Below are 22,037 nucleotides of genomic sequence, written 5' to 3' on the forward strand. Positions count from 1 at the left end.
CCTTTAAATTTTGAAATCATGTTAAAGAAATTTGTGGACAATCCGGTGCTATCGACCGTTATATCCATTATCATAGTTATACTCGGACTGTTGGGATTAACTACGCTTCCAATTTCACAATATCCTGAGATTGCGCCGCCAACGGTGCAGGTAACGGCTTCTTATCAGGGCGCCAATGCCGACGTGGTTATGAAAAGTGTTATCATTCCTTTGGAAGAACAGATCAATGGCGTAGAACATATGACCTATATGACTTCCAAAGCGAGTAACGATGGAACGGCCGTTATTACCGTTAATTTTGAACAGGGCACGGATCCCGACCTAGCGGCTGTGAATGTGCAGAATCGGGTGGCAAAGGCAACGGGTGTAATGCCGGCGGAGGTGATCAAAACGGGAATTACGACCACCAAAAAACTGAATGCGGAGATCTTCGGTTTCTTGATTTACAGCGAAAACAACTCGTACGATGTCAATTTTCTTGATAACTATATGCGTATCAATATTGTACCGGAGCTGAAACGTATACCGGGCGTCGCCGATGTGCAAGTATGGAGCGATCAAACTTACTCGATGCGTATTTGGTTAAAGCCGGATGTCATGGCTTCTTACGGATTGGTACCGGATGATGTATTAGCAGCCCTCGCTGAACAGAACCTAGAGGCAGCTCCCGGAAAGTTAGGTGAAAACAGTAGTAAAACCTTTGAATATGTACTCAAATATACCGGGCGATTGGAAAAACCGGAACAATTTGAAGATATTGTACTGCGAGCAACTCGGGATGGACAGCTGCTTCGCCTGAAAGATGTTGCTACCGTCGAGCTCGGTGCCTTTAGTTATAATACCGATCTTACTGCCCACGGTTTCCCTTCGTCAGGTGGAGCTATTAGCCAGTCTGCAGGTGCGAATGCGCACGAGATCAATGAGCGGATTGTTGAGATGCTCAAAAAAGCGGAAACTGATTTCCCTTCGGGGGTTAAGTGGACGACTTTTATTAATGTGAACAGTTTTCTGGATGCCTCGATTGCTAAGTTGGTTCAAACACTCGTAGAAGCCTTTATCTTGGTGTTTATTATTGTTTTTATTTTTCTACAGGATTTTCGTTCAACATTGATCCCGGCAATTGCCGTGCCTGTAGCGATTATAGGAACGTTCTTTTTCTTAAAAATATTTGGCTTCACCCTGAACCTGCTTACTTTATTCGCATTGGTGTTAGCCATTGGTATTGTCGTGGATGATGCGATAGTTGTTGTGGAGGCGGTTCATGCCAAGATTAGTCAGGGAGCAAAGTCGGCACGAAAGGCCACCTTACATGCGATGAACGAAATTAGCTCGGCCATTATCTCCATTACACTGATTATGGCAGCCGTTTTTGTCCCGGTTACTTTCATTCAAGGATCTGCGGGCGTATTTTATAAACAATTTGGAATTACCTTGGCTGTCGCCATCATCATTTCCGCAGTGAATGCACTGACTTTAAGTCCGGCACTTTGTGCCTTGTTTCTAAAATCTCATGAAGTAACAGATGAAGCGCATACAAAAAAAAATTGGTTGCGGCGTTTCTTTATCATGTTCAATACTGCTTTTGCGGCGTTAAGCGATCGATATATTCGTTCTGTAAAGCTGCTTATCAAGCATAAGTGGCTTGCCATAGGCGGTATCGTGTTATTCTCTACGCTGCTCATCTTTTTTTTGAAAACCACGCCAACAGGATTTGTTCCTAACGAAGATTCGGGTGCAATTTACGGCGATATTATCTTACCGCCTGCATCGACACTGGAGCAGACAACTAGGATAGCCAACGAGGTCGATAGCATCGCACGAAGTATGCCCGAAGTGGAACTTAGCTCCCGTTTGGTAGGCATGAACCTAATAAGTGGGACTGGAGGCTCTTATGGTGCAATGTTTATCGCACTTAAACCTTGGAAAGAACGGACCGGTGAAGGCCAAGACATCAACAGCTTGGTAGAAAAGTTATTCGCTAAGACAAGGCATATTCGTGGAGCAAATATCATTTTCTTTGCGGCTCCCACCCTACAGGGTTTCGGTAATAATAGCGGTTTTGAAATTCAGTTACTGGATAAAACCGGCGGTACCTACGAACATTTTGGAGCTGCTGCTGGTAAATTTATGGCAGGCCTGAGCAAGCGCCCGGAGATTATGTATGCTGCCACACCCTTTAATACCAATTTACCGCAATATCAGGTGAAGGTTAACGTTCCTTTGGCTAAGGAGGCAGGGGTAGATGTTGGCGGTTTATTAAGGACTTTGCAGGGATATATGGGCGGAATCTATGCATCCGATTTTAATCGTTTTGGTAAACAATACAAAGTACTCGTTCAATCCAACCCCAGTTACCGTGCAGAGGAAGCAGATCTGGAAAAAATCTACGTGCGAAATGATAACGGAGAAATGGCGCCTATTTCCACGTTTGTAACGCTAGAACGTACCAGTGGCCCGGAGTTCATTAATCGTTTCAACTTATACACTTCGGCTACCGTAAATGGAGCTCCCAATCCCGGTTATAGTTCAGGTGACGCTATTCGCGCCATACAAGAGGTCGCTCAGGAAACACTGCCGAGGGGGACTGATTTTGATTATAGTGCCTTGACGAGGGAAGAGATTAATAGTGGTAATCAGACACTGATGATATTTGGGCTTTGTCTCATTTTTGTCTACTTTCTGCTCAGCGCCCAGTACAAAAGCTATATCCTTCCATTTGCTGTACTGTTATCCCTACCAATAGGTCTGGCAGGAGCCTTTTTGTTTGCACGCCTAGGAGGGCTTGATAATAATATTTTTCTTCAGATCAGTCTAATTATGCTTATTGGATTGTTGGCTAAGAATGCCATTTTGATCGTGGAGTTTTCCGTCCAGCGTCGTAACAGTGGTTTAAGTTTAGTGCGTGCAGCGATATCGGGTGCTTCGGCTAGGCTACGGCCTATTCTGATGACGTCTTTTGCCTTTGTTTTTGGATTATTGCCTTTAATGCTGGCTTCGGGAGTGGGGGCTTTAAGCAATCGGTCCATTGGCACTGCCGCGGTGGGAGGTATGTTGATAGGTACCGTGTTCGGTATTTTCGTGATTCCGACACTGTTTGTTATGTTCCAGGCGTTGCATGAGCGCCTTAGCGGACGAACGATCAGGGAACAAAAAGAAGACAATTGGGAGAAAAAAGTGATGGAAGCGCCATCGTTATAAGTTTAGGGAATTGATAATAGGAAAATCATGAAATACAGAAATAAAGGGCTAATTGTTGTGATTTTGTCAATAGTAGCGTCTTGTAAGGTGACTCAAAAATATGATGCACCCGATGCGAAAATAATATCGAACTACCGAAGCCAAACGCAAGCTGATAGCAATACGGTTGCTTCGAAAAATTGGTCGGATTTTTTTACAGATACTGCTCTTCGAAAAATAATAGCCGATGGGTTGGAAGAGAACTTAGACCTTAAAATGGGAATACAACGCATTGTTGCCGCTGAGGCAGCCTTTAGTCAAAGTCGACAAGCCTTTTTTCCCGAGATAAATGGTGCGGCGTCTATTAAACGGTCGAGATTGGCTTTTCCGCAGGGTTATGGTTTAATCAATAATGCTACCCAATATGACGCGGGCCTTACCATGGCATGGGAAGCAGATATCTGGGGACGTCTCAAGAGTAGTAAAAAAGCTGCATTAGCCAATCTGTTGGCCACGGAGGCCGCACAGCGGGCAATACGAAGCAAGTTGGTAGCTGACATTGCAACCAATTATTATGCACTTCTTGCGTTAGACCAGAAACTGAGGGTATTGGAATTGACTCTTGAAAACCGCAAGAAGGACGTCCTGACGATGCGGGAACTTAAAGCTTCGGCGGTGGTTAACGGCGCAGCAGTAGTGCAAAGCGAAGCGAATCAATATGCAGTAGAAGTGCTCATCCCAGATATTAAACGACAAATTAGGGAAACTGAAAATGTTCTATGTCTGCTCCTTGGTCGACCTTCCGGAGCTATTGAGCGAACGACTCTTTCAAATCAAAAGCTACCGCTTGACCTATCGGCCGGTATTCCCGTTCAATTATTACGTTTTCGTCCGGATGTTGCCGAGGCGGAGCTGGTATTCAGAACTGCCTTTGAACAGGTCAATGTTGCGAAAACCGCTTTTTATCCCGGTTTTAATATCACTGCCGCGGGAGGGTTTACCAGTTTTGACATTTCTGAATGGTTTACTAATGCAGGCCTGTTTGCTAATATTATGGGCGGCTTAACACAGCCTGTCTTTAATCGTGGTGTAAATAAGGCCCGTCTAAAGACGGCCGAGGCTCAGCAGCAGGAGGCTTTTTACAACTTTAATAAAACATTGTTGACGGCGGGGAAGGAAGTTTCGGATGCCTTGTTTTCTTTGGAAAGCGCTTCGTTAAAAGAAACGAGCAGACGTAACGAATTAAGATCGCTCGAAAAAGCAGTTGATTTTACCAAAGAGTTGCTTCGGTATAGTTCTGCAACGAATTATACAGATGTGCTATTATCTGAACAGAACCTTTTGAATGCACAGATGGACAGAATTGATGATCAATTGCAACAATGGCAAGCAGTTATAGCACTTTATCGTGCAGTGGGGGGAGGTTCGCAGGAATATGATGATACCGAGCGCTTGGTAAATAATCAAAAAAATCACTAATTTACTTTGATGATCAAGGAAATAGCTATTGACGGTTTGCATATTCATGACATTGCTTCGTTTTATGAGGAAATCAATCGGGTCTTTATGTCGGATGAAGATTGGAAGATAGGGAACAGCCTTGATGCGTTTAACGATCTGTTATATGGTGGCTTTGGGGCTATGAAAGATTGCGAAAAAGTAAGGTTTGTGTGGAAAAACGTTGAACGAATGCAAGAAGCTTTAGGTTATAAGGCGACTAAGGCCTACTATGAAGATAAGCTTCAACAAGGTGCTCTCTTTAATAAAGAATATTTTAGGGAGAAATTAATAGCGCTTGAAAACGGCATCGGGGAAACCTATTTTGAGATGCTCAAATCCATTGTAGCTGCGCACAAAAATATTGATTTGGTACTTGTTTAAAATCCCCGCAACGTGCTTTGCGGGGATCTGTTGATTTATATAAACACTGTCTGTTACGACTTCTCGAGTTCTTGTACAAAATCCTTACCCCAGTATTCCACGTCGAAATGAGAAACCGCTTCAAAGGAACGTTGAATACGGATCGCTTGTTCCTGTTCATCCATCATCAGTGCTTTTAGCAGCGATTCAATCATACTTTTTCGATCGTAAGGATTCGTTAAAATAGCATAAGGTAGCTCCACAGAAGCTCCTGCGAATTCAGATAACACCAATGCTCCACTGAAGTCGTTTAATAGTCCTTTCGTTGCAATATATTCTTTCGCAACTAGATTTAACCCATCTCGGAGCGGTGTAATCCAAGCTATATCACTTATACCATAATAAGTAACTACTTCATCAAAAGGTAGTGAACGGTAGAAATATTGGATTGGAAGCCAATCCATGGTAGCATATTTACCGTTAATCTCACCAATGGCTTGATTCAGTTCATCTCGAACTTGATCGTAAATCTTCATTCCCTGCGAAGGGGGCGTGCAGATATTGATCAACGCTACCTTTTCCCGGTATTCCGGGTAATCTTCCAGGAACTCACCAAAAGCTTTTATCTTTTCCAAGGGCCCTTTTACATAATCCAAACGCTCTATCGAAAGAATCGTTTTGATATCTTTCTTATGCTTCGCTACTTGCATGCGTTGAATATGCTGTTTTACTTTTGGAAAGGTTAGTGCGCGCTTGATGCTTGCCATGTTTACCCCAACCGGTTGGGCTCCTAAGCGAATTTTGCGACCTTCCACCTCGATAATTTTTGTCATGCTTTCCACACCCAAGGCACAGCTATAAGTAAGAAATTGTTTGGCAGCATTGATTGTTTTAACCACCCGAAACGGCACGTGACTTCGGAGTACGTCAACAAAATTTTCCACATAACGCGGGATATGAAAACTAATGAAATCGCACAACAGCAGCGAACCGATGATTTCCCTCCTCCAGGGAAGGATATTAAAAACATCAGCACCTGGGAAGGAGGTGTGATGAAAAAAGCCAATTTTCAAGTCAGGTCGTAAAGGCTTCAAATAGGCAGGTACCATCCAGAGATTGTATTCGTGAATCCAAACAAAAGCACCGTGATCGGCTTCTTTTGCTACACGATCGGCAAAAATTTTATTGATACGAAGGTAATGGTTCCAATCTTCGTGATTGAATCTTGCTTTATCTACAAAGGAAAAAATAGTTGGCCAAAAGGCCTCCTTGGAAAACACCCGATAAAACTGATCAATATCTTTTTTGGATAAAGAAATGGTAGAGCTCCATAGCTTTGGATATTTCTGCGCGTCGATCAATTGATTACCTACTTCCTTTCCGTCCTTTTGTTGCGCTTCTTCGCCTACCCAGATACCGGCACGACCATTTTCAAAAAGTCCGAGCAAGGAGGGAATAATACCATTTGGACTTTTTGGTGCGTGGCGTACGCTTTGGCCCTTGATCATTGATTTTTCATAAGGGAGTCGGTGATAGACAATAACCAATTGATTTTTAGTGGCTTTTCGCTTTACTTTTGCGGTCTTATTTGCCGGGAATAGCTTACGAAAAGAGTCGAGTCGCTGCATGGCTTCCAAGATGCCTCCGGCCCCTGGCTGTTTGGCGTGGTAAACATCTTGGTTTTTAGCAGTGGTATCGAATAAAGCAGCCTCTGATGCTCCGACGACAACACCTTTACAACCAATTTGAAACATGGCGAGATCGTTCATTGTGTCGCCTGCCACGAGCACCCTTTCATCTGCTACACCTAACATATCAATAAGTTTGCGAAGTGTAGAACCTTTATTTACGCCTTTAGGAAGCAAATCCAAATATTTATCGACGGATGTAATGACGTCCAGATTTTTCTTTTCGGCTATATCCATCACTTTCGTTAGATCAACTCCGTTTGAATAATAAAAAGAGCTCCGTCGCTGCTGTGGTACTTCTTGCGGCTCAATGCCTTCAATTGTTGCAAGTGTTTGCCGTAAATCAAAGACTTCCGTCCAGTTACGTTCTATTTCCGATTGGATCGGTTCAATCTTATCCAACGTGTGTCCATTGACGATGGTAGCTCCTACATCAGCGATGATATAATCGGGTGTAGGAATTAGCGGGTCGTTTAATAGGGGAATGACTGTTTCGAGGCCTCGACCTGTAACGAAAACCAGCGTAAAGTCTTTCACCTCTTTAATAAGGCGATAGAGCTCCATTCGCTGGTTCATTTCACCGCCTAAGAAAGTTCCGTCTAAGTCTGTTGCTAGTATCATGCTATGTTAATTTTTGTTCCAAAAGTTTAAACTCAGTTAATACAGGCATATACTTAAATAATACGCGATAAGCCGTTTGTAAGATCGGTAGCTTCACGGGAAAATTCCGGGTAGTCTGATAGAGCCCGCGTGTTGCTCCATAACCTTCAGCTACCATGTTCATGGCACCTTTTGCTTTATCGACGCTATAGCCGCGGCCGATCATCTCACCAAAAAGACGGTTACGACTGTGAGTCGAATACGCGGTCACTAAAAGATCGCCTGCATAAGAAGAACTGAGGATTTCGGCATTACTGCCCATATGCCGGAGAACTTCTCTCAATTCTGCCAAAGCGTTGGCCACTAAAACAGCAATAAAATTGTCACCGTAACGTAACCCCTTAGCCATTCCGGATACCAGACCAACTACATTCTTGTAGATCGCGGCCCATTCGATTCCAGTAATATCTGCATTTATACGAACGTCAAGATAATCTGCTGAAAAGCAGGTTTGTAACATTTGCTGCCAATGGGGATCAACCGCGCCGATTGTCAAGTAAGTTTTTTTTCTATGGCCGATTTCTTCAGCATGACAGGGGCCTGCCAAAATACCTTGAAGGTTATTCGGTATAATTAATTGCCTCGATATATAGGCGCTTGGTAGCTCGTGCTCTTCACCGACAGTTCCTTTGACGGCGCTCAATACAGCTTTGTTATGGATCCATTTTCTATCAAAACCAATCAATAAATCAGAGAGACCATCACTGGGAACGGCGAATAGAATAATAGTACTCTTTTGTGCTACAAACTGCTTCTGAGAGCTGCACTGTAAATATTCCGTATTTAAAGTAACAAAGTTTAGGTAATCAGGATTACTGCCTGCATTTTGTATTGCCTCTGCTTGCTCTGTCCGTCTTAAATACCAATTAACTATTAGTTTATTGTCTGTTAAAATTTTTACTAGAGCAGTAGCCCAGCTGCCACCGCCAAAAACACCAAATTCAATCAAAACAATTGATTTTTAGATTACAGAAAAAGTGGCTAAGTAGTCGTATAGCCAAATCGGAGCACAAACGTACAAATTTTTGGAAAAATAAACAACTATTGGTTAAGTTTTACTTTTGTTTTGGTTATAAGGTATTAAAATTAAGCTTCTTATGTTAGGCGTCCTACCTGTTGTATAAACTGGTCCAGCTGATCATTCTTGTCAAGGCCAAGTTTTTGTTTAAGGCGGTATCTTGCCATGCGGATGCTCTTTGGTTCGATACTTAAACGGGTCGATATTTCCTTATTCGAGAGCCCCATTAAAATATAAGAACAATATTTGAGGTCTAATCGGGTAAGGGTATGATTCGCTTTTTCCTGTAACTTCTCAAAGAACTGCGATTCGCTTTCAAAAAAATCGGTCTTATGACCTTCAAATTCCTTATCCATTCTTTTCTGCTGCTGGACGATTCGCTTAATCTGTTCATCAACAGAAAGATGACCTTTTTCCGCGATTTTATCAGATAGCATTTCCAGTAAACCATTTTTTTCTTCAATCTGCAGCGTTCCTGCAAGAATCTCTTTCTGTAAGCGCTCCTCGCGTTCTTTTAACAGCACTTGTTCGGCATGCAGTCTATTGGCCTCTGCCTCCTTTAATTGCGCTTTTAACTGAGCTTCTTCTTTTTCCCGATCAATAAGGGCTTGCTTTCTTGTTGAAGCTTTTAGTTTGTAATTATAAGAACTAAGTAGAAACAATAGTGTAAGGATACAGGATAGACCAATGATCAAGTATAGAAAGTTCCGCTTCTTTAGATAACTTATTTCCTGTTCTTTTTTGGCCATACTGTACCGGGCTTCCATTTTCTGGATATTGGTTATTTTTTCTTCGTCAAAAGCCTCTTGATTGTATGCAATATGCTGTTTTAGGTAGCTTAAGGCAGTCTTCTCTGAACCTTTTTTTTCGGCGATTCGGGACAAAGCAAGAAATATGCGTGCTTTCGTTACCGGCATTTTAAGGACATTACCTTCAAGTGCAGCTAAACCGTTAAGCAGCGTCTTCTCTGCTTCGTCGTACCTTCCCCCGCGCAGCGCGTACTCACTACGAATACCATAGCAATTCATAAGCACTTCATGTAAGTTTGTCCGCTTTGCGATTTCAATAGCGAAATCGATGTACTTGTCTGCACTGTCTTTATAAGTATTGGGAAAATGTTTGAAATAGCTATTTGCAATGTTCAACGCCGCTGCCGCGGTATTACTTTGTGCGATTAGACGTCCGCGTTGAATGGTAGACAGTCGAACAGACCGCTTGTTATAAATCAAGGCAGAGTCGAGCAGATCATGCTTGGTTATATCCAGTTTAAAGCGGTCATAGAAACTATGTCCTACCGTGAAGTAAGCTGTGTTTAAGGCGTCCACTTGTCCACTTTTTTTAGCACTTTCAAAGCTAAGACGCGCATAGGCCAATTGTTTATTGACATCGTTGCCATACCCATAGATACTGGCGAGATAGTGATAAATAGTGGCTTCGTATTCATAAAAATTCACTGTTTTGAATAAATCGAGCGCCTTCAATAACTTAGTGATGGATTTGTCACTTTCCCCGTTCACTAAGTCAAGCCACCCATTTCTGAATTCAACAAAGCCTTTTGCGACCGGGTCACTCGTTCGTGAGGCATAATACAAAGCGCTATCGAGGCTCTCATAGGCTTGTTTTATATCGTTGGCTTGTATATAGAGATAAATGAGCGTCGCAAAACCAATGGCGGGCCCTTCATAAGTGTTTAGCTTATGTCCGATATGAATCGCTTCCCGCGCTTGTTTAAACGATTTTTTTAGATCCTTTTCGGTATTGGCTTTCGCCAGCTTACATAAAAGGAGCGGTTTTTCCTGCAGCGTCGTGCTTGGTTGCGCTAAAAGATGCGCTAATGAGTCGATATAAATTTCCTGCCCTTTTGAGTGATAAAGGATGGTAAAAAGCGAAATGCAGATAAGAAGTAGGGACTTGTTTAACCAATGCATGTTCAAAAATAGAAAAAAGATGGGGTTCAAAAAATGGGAATAATTGGCTAAAATATTGACAGGCAGTTTCTTTTGAGGTTTTTGTAGACGCTTTGTAGTCGAATGTTTTTTTCTTGTAGACGGTGTATAGGTCTCTGATTTCAGGCATTATTGTCAATTCAAGCTAGTTTTGCCCTGTTCATTTTTAAACAATTATTATTATCATGACGAACAAAAATATGTCAATTATAGCCTATCTGACAATCATCGGATGGGTTATTGCTTACCTGAATTATCAAAAATCGGAAGAAAAAAGCAGTTTGGTGGGCTATCATCTAAGTCAAGCGCTCGGTATATTTATTTTTCATATTATATTGAGCATACTCACCACAGTGGTGTTAACTCTCTTACCTAGCTTAGCTACCTTATGCTACCTGATCCTTTTGATTCCATTGATTTTATTACTGTTAGGTATCATTACGGCTTTTAATGAAGTAAAGAAGCCTGTGCCATTCATAGGAAAGCTGTTTGAAGGAAAATTTAATTTTTAAACAACGAAGATTATCCATCCTATGAATAGGATGTCGCTTTATAAAAAACAGAAAAATGAAACAAATTTTTTTTAATACTTTTTTTTGCCTTGTCTTAGTGCTTTCCGCATTTGGACAACAGGGAGATCGTACAATTCGACTGAAATTAACGGATTCGAAACGCAAGAAATCTCAGAGTTATTTATTGAATAGTTTTGCTTACTCGTGTACGAAACCTAGGGGCGACGGCCCCTCAATGGGATATTCTGCTTATGATGCTTATATCGTGAGTATTGATTTTCAACAAAATACCGATGAATTTCTATTAAAATGGATCGGTGGACAAATGGATAAAGCGGATGGTGTGATCACTGTGGAGGCGACCGGGGAAAAGAAAACTTTAAGAACTATTGCTTTTAAAGATGCCTCGGTAGGAGCAACCTCGGAAAGTTTCGCATCTGGTGACGGCTATGGCTATGCCAGTACACAGGTTTCTGTATATATTGATAATCTAACAATCGATAATGTTCCGATTCGTTATACGGCGACTAAAACAAATGGAAGTCGGTAGAAACCAATTTTTATGATATGATCATTTTTGGAACAGGGAAAAGATTAATACGGGCCGGTAAGCCTAAGTTCGATTGCACCTATTGCGGTTCTGAACAATCAGTAGGACTCCATTTTTATGTACGCTATTTTCATATTTTTTGGATACCGATGTTTAGTTATCGAACAGAGTCGCTTAGTCATTGCACACACTGCCGTCAAACCTTGAGCCGAAAGGAGATGCCGTTAAGTTTAGCACAATCTATCCCAGGCGAGAAGCCGAGTATACCCTGGAAATATTTTAGTGGACTTTTACACGGTGTAATCCTGATAGTGTTCATATCTATTGCCATTGTGAACGAAGATAGGCAGACAGCCAACTATTTGCAGCGACCACAAGTTGGTGATGTATACGGTATTAAACAATCAAATGGATTCTATACCTTGTATCTGCTTAGCCAATTTAAAGGAGACTCCCTTGGGTTTCGCGTCAATGATTATGAAGTGCCTGGTGCATCTAAATTGAGTGTCATTCGCCGACATCATGCGAAGGACTATGGCAAAAGTATCGTTTTCCTATCAAAAACAGACTTAAACGAATTAATGAAAAACAACCATATCATTAATATCCGTAGAGATTAATAATGATTTTTCAACCGATTAATAGGCTATGCAAACAATTAGGACAAGTTTATTTGAAATGACAGTGCCGGATATTTTCGAGAACCCTGGAGTTGTGCTGGAAAGTATTCGTGCAACGTATAACAAGGGTGATGAATGGGTGACGATCGGCGTGAGTCCGATTGAAAATTTTTCTGGCCTTTATGATACCGAGTTAGAAAAGCAGTTGAGCTACGCGCTCGTGGAGGAATATTGGGAGCCTTATAGGGAGGGGATCAGATCATTAGCCTTTGCATCTGTGGCATTAGAAACCACAGATCCGGATGATTATTCCGATCGAGGGAATACGAGATTTGGAGGATTGCCTGATTTGCCATGTGGCATTACCTATCCCGTTTTTACAACCTATGATAATCGTGTAATGGGATATCAGTTCATTGCACAAATAAATTGTGAAGAACTTGCCTCATATCAAAATTACCTTCCTCGGCAAGGGTTACTCTATTTCTTCATCACGGATCAGGAAGATTTTAACGCCAAAGTGATTTATGCTCAGGAAACGGATGTATTAATTTCGGCTGCCGAATTAGAGATAGAAGATGATTTTATTTATGATGACCACGGTGTTTTTGCTCCCTATCGTGTAAAGGTAGGTAAATATGTAAGTGTGCCTCATTTTTATAATGATGACAGTCTGTATAAAGGGAAAGCCGCCAGCTTATCGGCCCTGGAAGAAGAGTACGAACAAACAGAGAATTTGAGAAGACAATTGGAGGAGCACACCTTATCTGTAAAACCGGTACATAGCATGAATAGTTATGTATTCAAACAACATGATTCTCCGCAAATTGAGGCAGCCAATCAGCTACGAGGAAATGCTAACGACTTTACGGTGTTACTCAAGGTCAGCTCAGATAGATTACCTGGATTTTGTTTCTGGGATGCGGGTGAGATTTATTTCGTTATTCACAAAAGTGATTTAGCTAAAGCAGATTTTTCTAATGTTTATTGTGGCTTGGAGAGCAGTTAGGTAGTTGAATAGTTGAAACGTTGAGTAGGAAAGTGGTTAAGTTGTAAAATAGTGGCAGTTGCGATGATACTGTGTAACAAGCTCTCCACTGGTATTAAGCCCCTAAGTAAAAAGGCAATTGCTGTCGCAGTTCATCCTGACTGATTAATTCCGGATCCTGAAATTGCTTTCGAAGTAAATACATAGGAAATCTCAGCTGTAAATAACTAGTCTCAACAACAGCGTCTTCTGTTGAGAAGTAATGGCTTTTGTATTCGCCAACTAAAGGGTCGATTTCTTGCAGACGGATGATGAGCTCATGAATGACAAAAACCGGTATTTGTATATTGCTTATTTTCTTCATATTATTTAACAAAATAATGCTGTTAAATTAATACAAGTTTAACCATTTAATTTGGCTTTTCGAAATAAAATACCGGTCTGGATGTCACGATAGCGTCTTGTCATTATTTTATTATTACGAACTGAAGAGCGGACTAGCGAGTTTCCCTTCGACTATCGTCCGAATTGATCGTCCATTATCGGACAGGGTACTGTTCGATTCCGAACAGTACCCTTATTCCTATCGTATTATAATTACCCCTTTAACGCATCTGCTAACTTGGCAGATTTGTTGTTTGCCTAATTGTAAATCAATCTGAAGATGATTAAAAATTATATCAAAACAGCGTGGCGTAACTTGCTTCGGAGTAAAGGGTTTGCGTTCACCAATATGCTTGGACTGACCATTGGCATTACCTGTACGATTTTTATCTTACTTTGGGTACGGGATGAACTTAATTATGATAAGTTTCAAGTAAACTACGACAATACCTATGTAGTGATCGCTAATCGCGACTTTAATAACCGCATCTTTACTGATTATAATATGGTGTTGCCGCTTGCTTCCGCCTTGGAAAAGACAAGTCCGCAAATTAAGCATGCGGTAGTCACTACCCAAGGGTATGACTTGACCATGCGTCATGGCGACCGTATCTTACAGAAGAATGGTATGACCGTAAGTGAACATTTCTTTGATATGTTTTCCTGGAGATTTCTGCAAGGGAGCGCAGTCACGGCCATTCAAGACCCTTCTGCCATTGTGTTAACACAATCGGCCGCAACGGCTATTTTTGGAAAGCAAAACCCGATTAACCAAAGCCTCCGGATTGTAGAAGAAAATCGTGACTTAAAGGTTACAGCGGTAGTGGCTGACCCGCCGGGAAATTCCAGTTTTCAGTTCGATTTCATACGACCCTTTAATTATAATGACGAATATACGAAGCGGATGATGAATAACTGGAGTGGTTCTAGTTGGCGTGTTTATGTTCAGACGGTAGTCGGAGCAGACATAAAGCAGGTTGATAAAACGATTAACACCTTGAAAAAAACGCATGATCCAGGCGATCAAATCAGTACTTATTTCAGTTTTCCAATGAGCAAATGGCGTTTATACAGTGAATTTAAGGACGGAAAAAATGTTGGTGGCATGATTGAGTATGTAAAACTTTTTTCAATTATAGCAGTCATTATTTTGTTGATTGCCTGCGTAAACTTCATGAATCTTTCGACGGCCAGATCGGAGAAACGCTCCAAAGAATTAGGTATACGTAAAACTTTGGGAAGTGGAAAGATGCAATTGGTTTTACAGTTTTTCAGCGAATCGACCATCTTGGTGCTCCTTGCTTTTTTATTGTCTATCGGTTTTGTCTTTCTCCTCTTGCCGGCATTTAATACCTTGGTAGCAAAAGAGCTATCACTTGAAATGAACCAGCCTTATTTTTGGCTTGGCTCTTTGGTTATCATACTTTTTACCGGCTTGCTTGCCGGAAGTTATCCCGCGTTGTACCTTTCTGCTTTTAATCCGATAAAAGTGTTGAAGGGTGTGTTTTTGCCAGGCAAAGCGGCTGCATTGCCTAGACATATACTGGTTGTCGGGCAATTTGTAATCTCTATTTTGCTGATTTCGGCAACTATTATTGTTTATCAGCAGATTCAATATGTGAAAAACCGAAATATGGGATATAAAGCGAATAATCTCCTTATGGTTACGGGTACAGAGGATACGGAAAAAAATTTCCGTGTTATTAAAGATGAGTTATTGGCTAGCCGATTGGTAGAATCAGTAACACGTTCCAGCTCACCCATTACGCAGGTATGGTGGAAATCGGGCGCCCTGATTGGAACGGGAAACCGGCAAACTTGAATCTAGTTGTGTCGGGTATCCGCACGGATGTGGATTTTGCTAAAACTATGGGTATCAATTTACTGCAGGGGCACGATTTCTTGGGTATGCCTGCCGACTCGGCCTCTGTTCTACTAAATCGCGCCGCCGTGGAAGCAATGGGGCTAAAAGATCCTATTGGAATGGAAATGCGTTTTGGTGATGAAAAATATAATGTGATAGGTGTAACTGAAAATGTGGTGATGGAATCACCTTATCAGCCCGTTGATCCTATGCTTACTTTTTACAATCCGACCGCAACGGGCGTTATATCACTGCGATTGCGCGATGGCATATCGCCGCAAAAGGCGCTGCCTTTTATTGAAACGGTATTTAAGAAATACAACCCAGCCTTCCCCTTTACCTATCAATTTGCTGATGAGGAATTTGGTAGAAAGTTTATAAACGAAGAGCTGATCAGTAAAATCACGAATATCTTTGCCGGCTTAGCTATTTTTATATGCTGTATTGGTTTGGCCGGACTGGCTTCCTTTACAGTAGAAAAGCGTTTTCGGGAAATTGGAATCCGAAAGGTATTAGGGGCCACTATAAAACAGGTACTCTTTTTGATATCGAAACAGTTCTTAAAGCTGGTTACGATCTCTTTCTGTTTGGCCGTACCAATTACCTGGTGGTTAATGCATCAGTGGTTGGAAAAATATAGCTATCGAATTAATATCAGCGCCTGGACCTTTGTTGCGGTAGGTTGCTTAGTTTTTCTGTTAGCATTAGTAGTGGTGTGTTTAAATGCATTACGCGCGGCAATTACTAATCCGATAAACAGTTTGCGGACAGAATAGTGCATGAGCAAGAGGCGTTAATCGTTTTTCTGTGTATACCAAATGTCTTGATAAAGCTCAGGATAACGTTTAAATTGGCCGTGCACATAGGGGCACAGAGGCACAATTTTTAAATTGTTCTCACGGGCGTACTCGACTAGCTTGCTTAACAGCAATTTTGCATAACCCTTGCCTTCATATGCGGGATTAACCTCCGTGTGATAGACCGTCAGTTGTCCGTTATGAACGGAAATTTCCATTTCACCTACCTGTTGGTCATCGACGAGGAGCTGGATTTGGCCCCGATTGTTTGCTAGTGCTACTTTTAACTGTTCCATAAGTTGCCTTTATTAGTTTAAGTACTTTCTATTGTATTTTTTGTTTATTTAGTCGCAAAATTACGGCGTATTTCCACTAGGGCTGTTAATCTAGACTAAGAAAAGTGACTGAAAGTGTGCTCTTGTCTGTAGCCAAATGCGGTGCATTGCGAAAAACCTTACTCAAGATAACCGAATTTACCCATATTAAAGTCCGTAATTGCCTGCCTGATTTCTGCGTCTGTATTCATAACAAAGGGGCCATAGCTGGCAATCGGTTCGTGGATGGGCTCACCGCTTAATAAAAGCGCGATGCTCTTTTCCGGCGCATGTATACTTATTTCTTCACCCTCATTTTTAAATAATACAAAGCCGTGTTCAGCCACTTTTTGACCATTTACTTCGATCTCCCCATTTATGGATAAGACAGCTGTGTTGTGTGAACTGGGCGTTGAGGTGTGAAAGGTTCCTCCACTGTTCAACCGTATGTCAAAAAGATTGAGCGGTGTGTAGGTCGACGCCGGCCCATGCACGCCCTGTGCGCTACCTGCAATGACGTTGACAATGCCCTGATTGTTTTCGAGCACGAGTTTACCCATATTTTCGGCAAGAAGAGCTTGGTAATGAGGTGTTGCGGATTTGTCTTTTTGGGGAAGGTTCACCCACAATTGTACCATTTCAAATAATCCTCCTTTTTTCGAAAATGCTTCTTCATGGAATTCTTTATGCAATATCCCGTCTCCGGCAGTCATCCACTGCACATCGCCCGGGTTAATAACGCCACTATTACCGGCACTATCATAATGGGCTACGCTACCTTTGTAAGCAATGGTAACCGTCTCAAATCCTTTGTGAGGATGTACGTCAACACCGCGCACATGATCGGAAGGGCCAAAATCATAAGCGGCATTAAAATCTAACATCAAAAAAGGACTCATTCGCCTTTGCGTAATAACACCCTTCGGAAAATAATTAAACACCCTAAAACCATCGCCCACCATTCCGGGTCTAGTTGGCTTAGACACAATGTTCTCAATTAGCTTTTTCATGATTTCTTTTCCTTTCTACAAAGGTACAGGTGTCTTGAGGCGAAAAAATTGACCTATGGTAAGAAAGATCGCTTTGGTTTAAACACGACTATTACGCCTGGCCAACTCTTTGCGTACCCGGCTTAATGATTCGGGTGTGATGCCAAGGTAGGAGGCAATCATGATTTGCGATATGCGCAAAGTCAATTTGGGATAGAGCCGTATAAAGTCCAGGTATCTTTCTTCGGCGGTTGCAGCTAAAAGCTGGTTGATGCGACGTTGCATATAACGAATGCTATTGTGCAGAAGATAAATATGATATTTTCCGAATTCGGGACAAATTTCAGTAGCATGCTCCATGAAATTTTTGGTAACAATCACTTACCTGTGTCTCTTCCAAGAAGAGATCACAGAGGTGACCCGCGTGCTTCCCGGTAACGTGGAAGATAACCATAGCCGGTACCTCGAGGCGATCATTGATGACACGCTTATCTCCTGTTTGTATCTGCCCAACGGCAACCCTTATCCAGGGCCTAAGTTTGACTATAAGATGGCCTGGATCAAACGCTTTAAGAAGCGGGCTGCCCAGCTGATAAAGATGGACATTCCCGCCATTCTGATCGGTGATTTTAACATCATTCCTACAGAGCTGGACGTTTATAAACCCCAAAAATGGGAAAACAACGCCCTGTACCGCATGGAGGCAAGAAAAGAATTTAAATCCCTGCTCAAACAGGGATGGATGGATTCCGTCCGTAGGCTATTTCCCGATCAGGCAGTCTATACCTTTTGGGATTACCTGCGGAATGCCTATGGTCGGAATGCCGGCCTTCGGTTGGATCATATCCTGCTAAGCCCCAAAATTGCACCCCGGTTGATCGAGGGCGGCATCGACCGACATGTCCGTGGCTGGGAAAAGAGCAGTGACCATGCGCCGGTATGGATCCGCTTGAAAGAAAAGTGAATCGGTTAGATTTTCTTCTGCGCTGTTAAGAATTTCGAACAATTAAATAATTTACGTATCGATATATAGAAACAACAAGAAATGCCAAGTGACACTTTCTGGCCTATAGCTAGCGATTCATCACGTTTATCACTGTCTTTTGGATGCCGTAGTGGGAGAGCTATATTATGCTGTTTGTAGTGGCGGTCTTTTCATCGAAAGAGATTTGGGTTTAATACAATTTCAGCGCCTGAGAAAGAGGGCCTTTAAAAGCTTAGGTACGTTATGATCGTTTTTTGGAACGCTATCGTGGGGTAATCGTTTTATGCAAAGGGATAAGAAAATCTGTAGGGATTTTTCTGAGTTCAACCACGTATTTGGCTAATAAAAGCGGAATATGTCAAACATAATAAGAAAACCAATGAATGCTACTGTGCCCGCAGTTGATAAAAAATAATTTCCCGTTTTACGCATACCCGTGGATCGTGTGATTTCCCTTTCTTTTGCGTATTTATAATAGTATGCGATGCCTATTGTGTGGGTTACACCTGCAATGATAAATAATACAAGCGGTACAAGGCGCCAATCAATTGTGAAAGTGCCAATTTCACAATACAAGTTTTTGGGATAAACAATATTAGTTCTTAGTTAGCCTTCACCACAACTGAAAGTGGTTCCAGAAAACAGACGTTTATTTGTGACAAAAAAACGTCAGATTTACCGATATTTATAAAAATTTAAATGCTATAAATCTCGCTACAATAAGAGGAGTCAGCAGGTCAGAAGACACTGTTATATTGCGAGGCGATATCTTGAGCAGGACAACCTGGTTTACATCATAATGATTTAATGACGCTCGTACTAGCTATTAATACTATAAAGAAAGCATGAAAGACTTTATAAAAGACAATTGTATTGCAATTGCCGGTGTAGTAATATCTATAATCTCTCTGATTCGAACCTTTAGAGAAGGTAAAATCTACATTGATGCTGTATATAGTTTTTATGGCCCTGAAAACACAATAACGATTTACAACAATTCTACACGTAAAGTAACGATTACTTACTTTGAAATCTATCATTCTATCTGGAAATGCTTTTTTAAAAAAGAATCTGCATGGACATGGTACGATGAAGGACAAACTAGTCGTTATGTAATAGCTCCTTACGAAAGTTACGATATAATATTTGATGAGCACAATAAATATAATGATTCTGTTGATAGAATTTTTAACAAGAAAGGTAGGGTTTATATTAAGATCGTTATTGCTGGGCAAAAGAAGAAAATTGTTAGGCTTCGATAGAGCGCAAAATATCCACGTCAACCATTTCTATAAAAATATCCGACCCGTTACCTATACGTTAGACTAGCGATTTCGTCACCTTAACTTTTCCTCAGCATTTGTTAGTATAGCGATTCCTTTTACCAACGCAGCGATTTCAAAAGAAATGCCTACGCTATTTATACCTTTATAACCATCCTTATTATATTTCTCAAAGATCGTCTTGGCTCTTTCATAAGAACCAGAGAAATTTTGCTTGTTCTGTTCCAAAAAATGGACTAATAAACCTTATTAATAACCTCCATAGCCTTTTTGTATGCTATGGTAGTTTCTTTGAACTGCTCTTTGAAAAAATAAAATAGGGCGATTTTATATTGTGGTATTTCCAAAAATATAAAATCGTCAATCGTATGGAAGAAATGAAAATGTTGGTTTGAGGTTTTGAAAATGAGTAAGGAATTGACGTGGTTTGCTTTATCCTTTACCGCTAGGCGTTTGTGAGCGTATCGAATTGTAGACAATATTTTTGCAGGTGAATATCCTTTGTTAGGTAGTAGCAAGTATAAAGGAAAATCACTTAGATATGGAATATGTTTTCCATTTTTTGGACTTAGAAATTTTTTGGAAATATTCATGATTTGAAATTTATAATCAATAGTTTCAAGCCAGCGAATTATATGTTGCAGTTCGAAAATATTGAAAGCAAAGTCTTTCTCAAATCCTTCGTGAAACAGTTTTTGTATATACCTTTCCAAACTATTGAGCAATTCAGCATTGCATGTTGAGCAGGTTGGAATCGTTGCTTTATTGTACGTTACTGTGTGCCCGTTTACGGTGATATCAAAATATTTTTTTGTATCTTTTCGAAAGCACCACCGTGGTATAATATGCTCTCTTGTTATGTTAAGATGGGATCCACAAACCATACAGATGAGATATTCGTTATTTTTGACAGCTTCTTCATTTACGCGCAATACATAATTGTGATAAACGAATTCCATCACTGAGAGATTGTTTCTTCTGATTATACCACGAAGTATCCTTAGTTTTGCATTTAGTCTTTTTAACTCGACAGAATTATTGCTCATTTTCTATACCTTTTCCTAACTTCTCGAATTTGCCCGCAGTGATCATACTTTTCATAATATTCGATCGGTTTATTTCGCATAATATAACCATATATTCGCCTAACGAGCCAACCTATGAAAAATAAGCCGCCTACAAATGGCAACTTTTGATCCGGTAATTTATCAAGTATATTGATGATTTCTTGAAAGTCCATAGCATCACTATTTAAATTATGATGCTATCCACTTATCGTCGTGAAGGCACTCCAATTATAAGAAATATTTTTCATATTCCAAAGGACACGTAAATCAATGCTTTTAGAACTGCATTAGGGCAACTTAAGCGGTTTTATATTACATTGGTGCTGATTTTAGAACTCAGATTTCTAAAATTAGCACAAAATAAATTTCAGACGATGGGTTTATCTCACATGAGAATAGACGCAATAACTTTTTTTCATGTAGCGAAAATTGATTATATTTGGGCCGACAATCAAAGCCCAAATAAGCCTATTATCTATGCACGATATTGTACCTTATATTTTTCATAATCGAGCCGTTGCCTTTTTAGATGTTTTAGGATTTCAACAATTTCTTCGTGAATTTGATATGGAAGCTAATCAGAATCGTAAGCGCTTATCGGAAGAAGATGAAGATCCCATATTGGCGGGTAGGTTCACCTCTCAGAAAGCTAACGAATTTATCGCAACATTTAAAAATGCTATACAGCAGTTAGATAAAGAGAAATATAGATACTACCTGTTTTCAGATAATATCTGTATTACTTCCATTCAAGAAACCACCCCGAATGATTTGCAAGACCTGTTACTGGTCATCACCAAATTATATTTTGATTTTGCTAAGAAAGGATATTTTCTTAGGGGAGGAGTGGATTACGGACTTTTTATTGATGAAGAAACTATTGCAATAGGAGTGCCATTAGCCAATGCGTATCTGCTTGAATCGAAAATTGCGATATATCCTCGCATTGTGTTGTCCACAAATATTGTCGATCAATTCCAAGCATATAATCTGTTGGGCGAAAAGGAATATGACTATCCCTTTGCTGATGTTATGATCGAAGGCGAAGACGTGAAGTATTTAAATATTTTTTTGCAGGTCTTTCAAAGTGACTATGTAGAGGATAAAAGACTTTTTTTTACTGATTTTAATCAAGTAATTGGTAACCATTTAGAAGAGAATAGACAAAACGAGCGTATATACGAAAAGTACCAGTGGCTTGCCGAGCAGTTTAATATATTTATTGACAAGTTTGTTAACGAACTTGCTTTTCAGGATAGTAACTTCGACCCCGAGAGCGACGAAGATTTTCTCGAATTTGTAAAAAAACAACGGATAAATTATGGCAATTAACCT

22 protein-coding genes are annotated in these 22,037 nt (G+C 40.7%); 12 read left to right on the forward strand and 10 right to left on the reverse strand.

Annotation, left to right across the window (positions count from 1 at the left end):
• Nucleotides 1-18: 18 nt before the first annotated feature.
• Genes QT327_RS18905 through QT327_RS18915 form a run of 3 tightly spaced genes read left to right on the forward strand, consistent with a single transcriptional unit; the run spans nt 19 to nt 5,058 of the window.
• Nucleotides 19-3,198: an efflux RND transporter permease subunit gene (locus QT327_RS18905; RefSeq protein WP_289553699.1), complete on the forward strand. Its 3,180-nt coding sequence runs from the start codon at nt 19-21 to the stop codon at nt 3,196-3,198.
• Nucleotides 3,199-3,225: 27 nt separating this feature from the next.
• The gene (locus QT327_RS18910) at nt 3,226-4,656 is read left to right on the forward strand and encodes an efflux transporter outer membrane subunit (protein WP_149105495.1); all 1,431 of its coding nucleotides are present in this window, start codon (nt 3,226-3,228) and stop codon (nt 4,654-4,656) included.
• Nucleotides 4,657-4,665: 9 nt separating this feature from the next.
• The gene (locus QT327_RS18915) at nt 4,666-5,058 is read left to right on the forward strand and encodes a barstar family protein (protein WP_149105496.1); all 393 of its coding nucleotides are present in this window, start codon (nt 4,666-4,668) and stop codon (nt 5,056-5,058) included.
• Between the two features lie 53 nt (nt 5,059-5,111).
• Here QT327_RS18915 and ggpS read toward each other — a convergent pair whose 3' ends face one another.
• From ggpS to QT327_RS18930, 3 genes are all read right to left on the reverse strand, one after another.
• On the reverse strand, nt 5,112-7,346 hold the full coding sequence (ggpS, locus tag QT327_RS18920) for a glucosylglycerol-phosphate synthase (protein ID WP_149105497.1): 2,235 nt from the start codon (nt 7,344-7,346) through the stop codon (nt 5,112-5,114).
• Nucleotide 7,347: 1 nt separating this feature from the next.
• Nucleotides 7,348-8,334, reverse strand: coding sequence for an NAD(P)H-dependent glycerol-3-phosphate dehydrogenase (locus tag QT327_RS18925; protein WP_149105498.1), 987 nt, complete (start codon nt 8,332-8,334; stop codon nt 7,348-7,350).
• 146 nt (nt 8,335-8,480) lie between these two features.
• Complete coding sequence (locus tag QT327_RS18930) at nt 8,481-10,331, reverse strand: helix-turn-helix transcriptional regulator (RefSeq protein ID WP_289553700.1); 1,851 nt, start codon at nt 10,329-10,331, stop codon at nt 8,481-8,483.
• Between the two features lie 203 nt (nt 10,332-10,534).
• On the opposite strand from QT327_RS18930, the gene QT327_RS18935 reads away from it, so the two are divergent.
• The 4 genes from QT327_RS18935 to QT327_RS18950 are packed head-to-tail and all read left to right on the forward strand — an operon-like array spanning nt 10,535 to nt 13,040.
• Complete coding sequence (locus QT327_RS18935; protein WP_013665875.1) at nt 10,535-10,861, forward strand: hypothetical protein; 327 nt, start codon at nt 10,535-10,537, stop codon at nt 10,859-10,861.
• Nucleotides 10,862-10,916: 55 nt separating this feature from the next.
• Complete coding sequence (gene tssD / locus QT327_RS18940; RefSeq protein ID WP_289553701.1) at nt 10,917-11,411, forward strand: type VI secretion system tube protein TssD; 495 nt, start codon at nt 10,917-10,919, stop codon at nt 11,409-11,411.
• Nucleotides 11,412-11,428: 17 nt separating this feature from the next.
• Entirely contained in the window at nt 11,429-12,031 is a 603-nt protein-coding gene (locus tag QT327_RS18945; RefSeq protein ID WP_149105501.1) for a hypothetical protein, read from the forward strand.
• 28 nt (nt 12,032-12,059) lie between these two features.
• Nucleotides 12,060-13,040, forward strand: coding sequence for a YwqG family protein (locus QT327_RS18950; RefSeq protein ID WP_130857128.1), 981 nt, complete (start codon nt 12,060-12,062; stop codon nt 13,038-13,040).
• A 94-nt stretch (nt 13,041-13,134) separates the two neighbouring features.
• Here the strand turns inward: QT327_RS18950 and QT327_RS18955 are convergent, their stop codons facing one another.
• Nucleotides 13,135-13,383: a hypothetical protein gene (locus tag QT327_RS18955; protein WP_013665879.1), complete on the reverse strand. Its 249-nt coding sequence runs from the start codon at nt 13,381-13,383 to the stop codon at nt 13,135-13,137.
• Between the two features lie 408 nt (nt 13,384-13,791).
• Here QT327_RS18955 and QT327_RS18960 point away from each other — a divergent pair, with 408 nt between their 5' ends.
• Entirely contained in the window at nt 13,792-15,225 is a 1,434-nt protein-coding gene (locus tag QT327_RS18960) for an ABC transporter permease (protein ID WP_502910552.1), read from the forward strand.
• Nucleotides 15,177-16,043 carry an ABC transporter permease gene (locus QT327_RS18965; RefSeq protein WP_289553703.1) on the forward strand — a complete coding sequence of 289 codons (867 nt, stop codon included), beginning with the start codon at nt 15,177-15,179 and terminating at the stop codon, nt 16,041-16,043. The genes QT327_RS18960 and QT327_RS18965 overlap by 49 nt, the downstream gene beginning before the upstream one ends.
• 17 nt (nt 16,044-16,060) lie before the next feature.
• On the opposite strand, the gene QT327_RS18970 is transcribed toward QT327_RS18965, so the two are convergent.
• From QT327_RS18970 to QT327_RS18980, 3 genes are all read right to left on the reverse strand, one after another.
• Nucleotides 16,061-16,360, reverse strand: a complete 300-nt coding sequence (locus QT327_RS18970) for a GNAT family N-acetyltransferase (protein ID WP_130857130.1) — start codon at nt 16,358-16,360, stop codon at nt 16,061-16,063.
• Between the two features lie 158 nt (nt 16,361-16,518).
• Nucleotides 16,519-17,388, reverse strand: a complete 870-nt coding sequence (locus QT327_RS18975; RefSeq protein WP_013665882.1) for a pirin family protein — start codon at nt 17,386-17,388, stop codon at nt 16,519-16,521.
• 78 nt (nt 17,389-17,466) lie between these two features.
• The gene (locus QT327_RS18980; protein ID WP_289553705.1) at nt 17,467-17,727 is read right to left on the reverse strand and encodes a Crp/Fnr family transcriptional regulator; all 261 of its coding nucleotides are present in this window, start codon (nt 17,725-17,727) and stop codon (nt 17,467-17,469) included.
• Between the two features lie 7 nt (nt 17,728-17,734).
• Here QT327_RS18980 and QT327_RS18985 point away from each other — a divergent pair, with 7 nt between their 5' ends.
• Nucleotides 17,735-18,331, forward strand: coding sequence for an exodeoxyribonuclease III (locus tag QT327_RS18985; RefSeq protein WP_289553706.1), 597 nt, complete (start codon nt 17,735-17,737; stop codon nt 18,329-18,331).
• 866 nt (nt 18,332-19,197) lie between these two features.
• The gene (locus QT327_RS18990; protein WP_130855485.1) at nt 19,198-19,614 is read left to right on the forward strand and encodes a hypothetical protein; all 417 of its coding nucleotides are present in this window, start codon (nt 19,198-19,200) and stop codon (nt 19,612-19,614) included.
• A 75-nt stretch (nt 19,615-19,689) separates the two neighbouring features.
• On the opposite strand, the gene QT327_RS18995 is transcribed toward QT327_RS18990, so the two are convergent.
• Genes QT327_RS18995 through QT327_RS19005 form a run of 3 tightly spaced genes read right to left on the reverse strand, consistent with a single transcriptional unit; the run spans nt 19,690 to nt 20,875 of the window.
• Entirely contained in the window at nt 19,690-19,863 is a 174-nt protein-coding gene (locus tag QT327_RS18995) for a hypothetical protein (RefSeq protein WP_289553707.1), read from the reverse strand.
• 8 nt (nt 19,864-19,871) lie between these two features.
• Nucleotides 19,872-20,681: a hypothetical protein gene (locus QT327_RS19000; protein WP_289553708.1), complete on the reverse strand. Its 810-nt coding sequence runs from the start codon at nt 20,679-20,681 to the stop codon at nt 19,872-19,874.
• Nucleotides 20,678-20,875 carry a hypothetical protein gene (locus tag QT327_RS19005; protein ID WP_130855487.1) on the reverse strand — a complete coding sequence of 66 codons (198 nt, stop codon included), beginning with the start codon at nt 20,873-20,875 and terminating at the stop codon, nt 20,678-20,680. The genes QT327_RS19000 and QT327_RS19005 overlap by 4 nt, the downstream gene beginning before the upstream one ends.
• Nucleotides 20,876-21,179: 304 nt before the next feature.
• Between QT327_RS19005 and QT327_RS19010 the strand changes: the two genes are divergently transcribed.
• Nucleotides 21,180-22,034: a hypothetical protein gene (locus tag QT327_RS19010; protein WP_289553711.1), complete on the forward strand. Its 855-nt coding sequence runs from the start codon at nt 21,180-21,182 to the stop codon at nt 22,032-22,034.
• Nucleotides 22,035-22,037: the final 3 nt, after the last annotated feature.

Origin of the sequence: Olivibacter sp. 47, assembly GCF_030372825.1 — a bacterium.
In the GTDB taxonomy this organism is placed as follows: domain Bacteria; phylum Bacteroidota; class Bacteroidia; order Sphingobacteriales; family Sphingobacteriaceae; genus Olivibacter; species Olivibacter oleidegradans.

Excerpts from the sequence above, each read along its gene's own strand:
- QT327_RS18930 (WP_289553700.1), bottom strand. The coding sequence starts at position 10,331 with ATGCATTGGTTAAACAAGTCCCTACTTCTTATCTGCATTTCGCTTTTT.
- QT327_RS19000 (WP_289553708.1), bottom strand. The coding sequence starts at position 20,681 with ATGAGCAATAATTCTGTCGAGTTAAAAAGACTAAATGCAAAACTAAGG.
- QT327_RS18970 (WP_130857130.1), bottom strand. The coding sequence starts at position 16,360 with ATGGAACAGTTAAAAGTAGCACTAGCAAACAATCGGGGCCAAATCCAG.
- QT327_RS18980 (WP_289553705.1), bottom strand. The coding sequence starts at position 17,727 with ATGGAGCATGCTACTGAAATTTGTCCCGAATTCGGAAAATATCATATT.
- QT327_RS18950 (WP_130857128.1), top strand. The coding sequence starts at position 12,060 with ATGCAAACAATTAGGACAAGTTTATTTGAAATGACAGTGCCGGATATT.
- QT327_RS18975 (WP_013665882.1), bottom strand. The coding sequence starts at position 17,388 with ATGAAAAAGCTAATTGAGAACATTGTGTCTAAGCCAACTAGACCCGGA.
- QT327_RS19005 (WP_130855487.1), bottom strand. The coding sequence starts at position 20,875 with ATGGACTTTCAAGAAATCATCAATATACTTGATAAATTACCGGATCAA.
- QT327_RS18905 (WP_289553699.1), top strand. The coding sequence starts at position 19 with ATGTTAAAGAAATTTGTGGACAATCCGGTGCTATCGACCGTTATATCC.
- ggpS (WP_149105497.1), bottom strand. The coding sequence starts at position 7,346 with ATGATACTAGCAACAGACTTAGACGGAACTTTCTTAGGCGGTGAAATG.
- QT327_RS18955 (WP_013665879.1), bottom strand. The coding sequence starts at position 13,383 with ATGAAGAAAATAAGCAATATACAAATACCGGTTTTTGTCATTCATGAG.
- QT327_RS18915 (WP_149105496.1), top strand. The coding sequence starts at position 4,666 with ATGATCAAGGAAATAGCTATTGACGGTTTGCATATTCATGACATTGCT.
- QT327_RS18935 (WP_013665875.1), top strand. The coding sequence starts at position 10,535 with ATGACGAACAAAAATATGTCAATTATAGCCTATCTGACAATCATCGGA.
- QT327_RS18910 (WP_149105495.1), top strand. The coding sequence starts at position 3,226 with ATGAAATACAGAAATAAAGGGCTAATTGTTGTGATTTTGTCAATAGTA.
- QT327_RS18990 (WP_130855485.1), top strand. The coding sequence starts at position 19,198 with ATGAAAGACTTTATAAAAGACAATTGTATTGCAATTGCCGGTGTAGTA.
- QT327_RS18965 (WP_289553703.1), top strand. The coding sequence starts at position 15,177 with ATGGTGGAAATCGGGCGCCCTGATTGGAACGGGAAACCGGCAAACTTG.
- QT327_RS19010 (WP_289553711.1), top strand. The coding sequence starts at position 21,180 with ATGCACGATATTGTACCTTATATTTTTCATAATCGAGCCGTTGCCTTT.
- tssD (WP_289553701.1), top strand. The coding sequence starts at position 10,917 with ATGAAACAAATTTTTTTTAATACTTTTTTTTGCCTTGTCTTAGTGCTT.
- QT327_RS18945 (WP_149105501.1), top strand. The coding sequence starts at position 11,429 with ATGATCATTTTTGGAACAGGGAAAAGATTAATACGGGCCGGTAAGCCT.